4 protein-coding genes and 1 pseudogene are annotated in these 4,793 nt (G+C 73.3%); 2 read left to right on the plus strand and 3 right to left on the minus strand.

Features of this window, described 5'->3' with window-relative positions; all coding sequences use genetic code 11:
- The coding region (locus SZN_RS35395) for a zf-HC2 domain-containing protein (RefSeq protein WP_007504956.1) at positions 1 to 1,138 on the plus strand (1,138 nt) is incomplete at its 5' end.
- 92 nt (positions 1,139 to 1,230) lie between these two features.
- Here SZN_RS35395 and purU read toward each other — a convergent pair.
- Positions 1,231 to 2,112 (minus strand): formyltetrahydrofolate deformylase, encoded by an 882-nt coding sequence (purU, locus tag SZN_RS35400; RefSeq protein ID WP_007504957.1) that lies wholly within the window; start codon positions 2,110 to 2,112, stop codon positions 1,231 to 1,233.
- Between the two features lie 119 nt (positions 2,113 to 2,231).
- Positions 2,232 to 2,732, minus strand: coding sequence for an SCO4402 family protein (locus SZN_RS35405; RefSeq protein WP_043734856.1), 501 nt, complete (start codon positions 2,730 to 2,732; stop codon positions 2,232 to 2,234).
- A gap of 117 nt (positions 2,733 to 2,849) precedes the next feature.
- Between SZN_RS35405 and SZN_RS35410 the strand changes: the two genes are divergently transcribed.
- Positions 2,850 to 4,160: an ABC transporter substrate-binding protein gene (locus SZN_RS35410; RefSeq protein WP_007504960.1), complete on the plus strand. Its 1,311-nt coding sequence runs from the start codon at positions 2,850 to 2,852 to the stop codon at positions 4,158 to 4,160.
- A 15-nt stretch (positions 4,161 to 4,175) separates the two neighbouring features.
- On the opposite strand, the pseudogene SZN_RS35415 reads toward SZN_RS35410, so the two are convergent.
- Positions 4,176 to 4,793, minus strand: a pseudogene (locus tag SZN_RS35415) (hypothetical protein); the annotation flags it as partial.

Genomic DNA, 4,793 nt, shown 5'->3' on the forward strand with positions numbered 1-4,793 from the left:
GGCGCCGCCGCCCGTCCTGGCCCACCCCGTCCTGAAGTCGCTCCTCGGGGCCTGGGCACTGGCCGCCTGCTCGCCGCAGGAGGCCGCCGCCGTGGAGGAGCACCTCGTGGACTGCACGGCCTGCGCGGACGAGGCGCTGCGGCTGCGCGGGGCGGTGGGCCTGCTGCACCCCTCCGAGAGCCTGGACCTCGATCCGTCGCTGCGCGCCCGGGTGCTCCAGGGCTGCCTGGAGCGGCGCCCGCCGCGCATCCCGGTGCCCCGGTGGGCGGCGCCCTACGACACCGAGACCGCCCGGCTCGACGCCCTGCTCCAGGACTTCGGGGACGCCGAGTGGCACGCGCCCGTGCGGCTGCGGTGGTTCGAGAAGGACGAGCCGACCAGCCGCCGTACGACGGTCGCCGGGGTCATGGCGCATCTGCTGACGGTCGACGGGCTGGTGGCGGTCGCCCTCGGCCTGCCCGACCCGCTGGGCGAGGTGCCGGCGGGGCATCCGACGCCGTCGGGGCGCACCGAGGCGTACTGGCGGGCCGCGCACGCCCCGCCGACGCGGGCCGTGCGGGCGCCCTGGCGGCGGCAGAGCCACGAACTGGTGCGCACTGTCTCCTTCACCGGCGGGGGCAGCGGCGGCAGCGGCGGACTGGCCGTTCCCTACGGGGACTTCACACTCCCGCTGCGCGACGCCATGCTGGACCGCGCGTTCGAGTGCTGGGTGCACGCCGAGGACATCGCGCACGCGGTGGACTACCCCTACGACCCGCCCGCCGGCAGCGATCTGCACCCCATGGTCGACCTGGCGGCCCGGCTGCTCCCCTCGGTGCTGGCGGCCCGGCGGCGCGCGGGACTGTCGTCCGCGCCTCACGGCCGCCGTCCGCACCTCGTGTCCGCCGGGGAGCCCGGCCGCAGCCTGCGGCTGGAGATCGAGGGACCGGGCGGCGGGCAGTGGCTGATCCCGCTGGACTCCCCCGCCGCGGTGGGCTCGGCCGACCACGAGGTGGCCCATGTGGCGCTGGACGGCGCGGAGTTCTGCCGTCTGGCGGCCGGGCATGTGCCCCCGGAGGAGGCCGCGGCCGGGCAGCAGGGCGACCGCGGGGCGATCAGGGACTTCCTGCTCGCGGCGGCGAGCCTCAGCCGTATGTGAGCACCGCGGCCCGAGCAGCGCTGCGACCGGGAAGGTCCGCCGGCTCGCGACGCCCGTTCGCGGCGCTGCCAGGAGAGCGCTGAAGGACGCTTCTAGGCGAAGACGACCGTGCGCCGCCCGTTCAGCAGGATGCGCCGCTCCGCGTGCCACTTCACGGCGCGCGCGAGCGCCTGGCACTCCACGTCCCGGCCGACCGCGACCAGCTGGTCCGGGGTGACGCCGTGCCCGACCCGCTCGACCTCCTGCTCGATGATCGGCCCCTCGTCGAGGTCGGCGGTCACGTAGTGGGCGGTGGCGCCGATCAGCTTCACGCCGCGGGCATGGGCCTGGTGGTACGGCTTCGCGCCCTTGAAGCTCGGCAGGAAGGAGTGGTGGATGTTGATGATCCGCCCGCTGAGCCGCTTGCACAGGTCGTCCGAGAGGACCTGCATGTAGCGGGCCAGCACGACCAGTTCCACGCCCTCCTCGCGCACGATCTCCAGCACCTGCGCCTCGGCCTCGGACTTGTTGTCCTTGGTCACCGGGATGTGGTGGAAGGGGATGTCGTACGACGCCACGAGTTCGGCGAAGTCGGTGTGGTTGGAGACCACGGCGGCGATCTCCACGGGCAGCGCCCCGGTGCTCGCGCGGAACAGCAGGTCGTTCAGGCAGTGCCCGAACCTGCTGACCATCAGCAGGACCCGCATCCTCTCCTCGGCGCGGTGGATCTGCCACTCCATGTGGAAGGAGTCCCCGATCGCGGCGAAGCTCGCGCGCAGCTTGTCCACCGTCACCGGCGAGTCCGCCGAGAAGTGGACGCGCATGAAGAACAGACCCGTGTCGTGGTCGCCGAACTGCTGGCTGTCCTCGATGTTGCAGCCGGTCATGAAGAGGTAGCTCGACACGGCGTGCACGATGCCCTGCTTGTCCGGGCACGAGAGCGTGAGGACGTACTGGTCGGCGGGGACCGCGGCTCGGGTGGACTGCTCGTTCATGCCGCACAGGGTCCCATATCCGGGCCTCCCCGCGGGCGGTCGTCCCGCCACGCGGACCCCGCTGACCGGCTGGTGCGGTGACCGGGAGGGTTCACCGGCACACCCTCCCGGCCACCGCCCTAGGCGGAGCGCGTCATGATGCGCAGCAGCTCCAGCGTGCGCGGCGCGGTGTCGGGGTCCTCGCCGTCGGCCACGGCCATCCGGACATGCGCGTCGCGCGCGGCCCGCACCGCCTCCGGCCAGCCCTGGTGGTCGACGTACGCGGAGACCGGGGCGTCCGGGCCGGCCTGGTGCATGATCCGCAGCACCCGCAGCACGGCGGTGTCGACGAGCGCCGCCTCCTGGGAGTCCCGGAAGATCGTGCCGACGTACTTCTCGGCGGACCAGTTGTCCAGCCAGGTGTCCTCGACCAGGCGGTACACGGCGTCGGTGACGTCACCGTAGCCGTCGACGCCGGCCAGCCAGACGTCCCGCTGGAACACCGGGTCGGAGAGCATGTGCAGCGCGGAGCGCACATTGCTGCGCCAGCGCCACCACGGCATGTCGTTGAGTGGCATGCCGCCCATGGTGGACGAGCGACGGCCGCGACGGGAAGAGCTATCCGAACCTTGCACGGTCATCGATCGTACGTTCCCCCCAGCGGGCGTCTCACCGCCCCCCGCAATTCACCTTCCGATCACCCGAGGATAACCGAGGGTCACGCCCGGGTTCGCGGTGTGAGGGAATCGTGCGGAAGCATGAGCGGCGCGCGACACATCCGTAGCAGCACCTTCCGCCCCGAGGGCGTCCACCGGCCCGCGCGGGCCTCGGCGAGAGCCGCCGCGGCGCTGGTGGCGTGCGCGTCGCTGGCCGTCGGCTGCGGTGCCATACCCGGCACCACGGGGAGTTCCGGGGACGGCGCGATCACCGTCATGACCTGGGCGCCGGAGGGCACGAAGGCGACGAACAAGCCCGGGATGCCCGCCTTCGCGCGGGCGTACGCCCGCTGGGTCAACGCGAGCGGCGGCATCGGCGGCCGCCAGCTGAAGGTCATCACCTGCAACGACCGCAACGACAGCGTGACCGCCGTCCAGTGCGCCGACCGCGCCGTCAAGGAGAACGCGGTCGCCGTCGTCGGCTCCTACAGCCAGTACGGCGACACCTTCCTGCCCGCCCTGGAGGGCGCCGGCATCCCCTACATCGGCGGCTACGGCGTCACCAACGCCGAGTTCACCAGCCCGCTGTCCTACCCGGTCAACGGCGGCCAGCCCACCCTCCTCGCCGGTCTCGGCCGGGAACTGGCCCGCACCTGCGGCCCCGTCGCTCTGGTCCGCCCCGACAGCATCGCCGGCGACGAGCTGCCGCCGCTGCTCGACTCCGGACTGAAGGCCGGGCGCCACCCGTCCGCGGACGACCAGCTCGCCGACGACAACGCCACCGAGTACGCCGGGCAGTCGGAGAAGGCGCTGAAGTACGCCACGGCCGACATCACGAAGCGGGGCTGCGTGGTACCCGCCCTGGGCGACCGCACCAGCACCTTCATGGACTCCTTCCGGCGTGCCCGCGAGGACTACCCCGATGCGCGGACCGCCACGGTCCTCGGCAGCGTCGACCAGACCGTGATCAACGCGACCGGCGGGGCGTCGACGTACGACGGCTCGTACATCACCGGCTGGTACCCGGTGACGAGCGACGCGCGCTGGGCGCCGATGAAGAAGGTGATCAGCGAGCAGGCGTTCGGCGACAACCGCATCGACGCCGCGGACGCCGGGGTGCAGACCACCTGGATCGCGTACACCGTGTTCCGCAAGGCCGTCGAGGCGCTCGGCGGCGGCGAGGTCACGGCGGCCCGCGTCCGCCAGAGCCTGAACGACGGCCTGAAGGTGTCCACCGGCGGGCTCACCCCGACGCTCCAGTGGAAGTTCCAGGACGTGCTGGCCTCCGTCGGCTACCCCCGGCTGGTCAACCGCGAGGTGACGCTCCAGGTCGTCCGGGACGGCCGGCTGGTCGCGGCCCGCAAGGGCTTCATCGACGTGACGAGCACCCTGGCCGAGGCCGACCTGAACTGACCGCCCCGGCCCGCCCTACAGCTGGACGGGCTGGCGCTCCGTCAGTGCGTACTTCCTGGCGACGGCGTTCCACAGCTGCGCCGCCGTCTGCTTCTCCCGGCTCGCGGTGCCGCTCTCGCGGTTGCCGGCCTGGGTCCGGCTGGTGGGGCGGGCCTGGCCCTTCTTGCACAGCTTCTTGTTGCCGGCGACCTGGCCCGCCCAGGCCGCGTAGTGGTTGTCGGCCGCGGCCGACGCCCGCCACGCCTTGTTCAGCGCGGTCGTCAGCGCGGCGTTGCCGGGGAGCAGGTCGACCTTGAGCTTCGCCAGGTCGGTGACCAGCCGGTTGCGCTGCGCGGCCGCGGCCCGCAGGTTCTGGCCGGCCTGGCCGAGGTTGTCGCAGCTCTTCACGTCGGCCACCGCCTTGATCACGGCGGTGCGGCTGGCGCCGCTGTCCGCGAGCAGCTTGTCCAGGGCCACCGCCTGCTGCTCGGCCGGATCGGCGGTGGTCGCCGAGGGCGAGGGCGAGGGCGAGGCGTCCTGGCCCGCGGGGGCCGAGGCGGCGACGGGCTCGCCGCCGCCGGCCCGCCCGGTGTCCTCGCCCCCGGCGAGGAGCGCACCCGCGCCGATGCCGAGCACGACGATGCCGACGCCCAC

The organism is Streptomyces zinciresistens K42 (genome assembly GCF_000225525.1).
Taxonomy (GTDB): Bacteria; Actinomycetota; Actinomycetes; order Streptomycetales; family Streptomycetaceae; genus Streptomyces; species Streptomyces zinciresistens.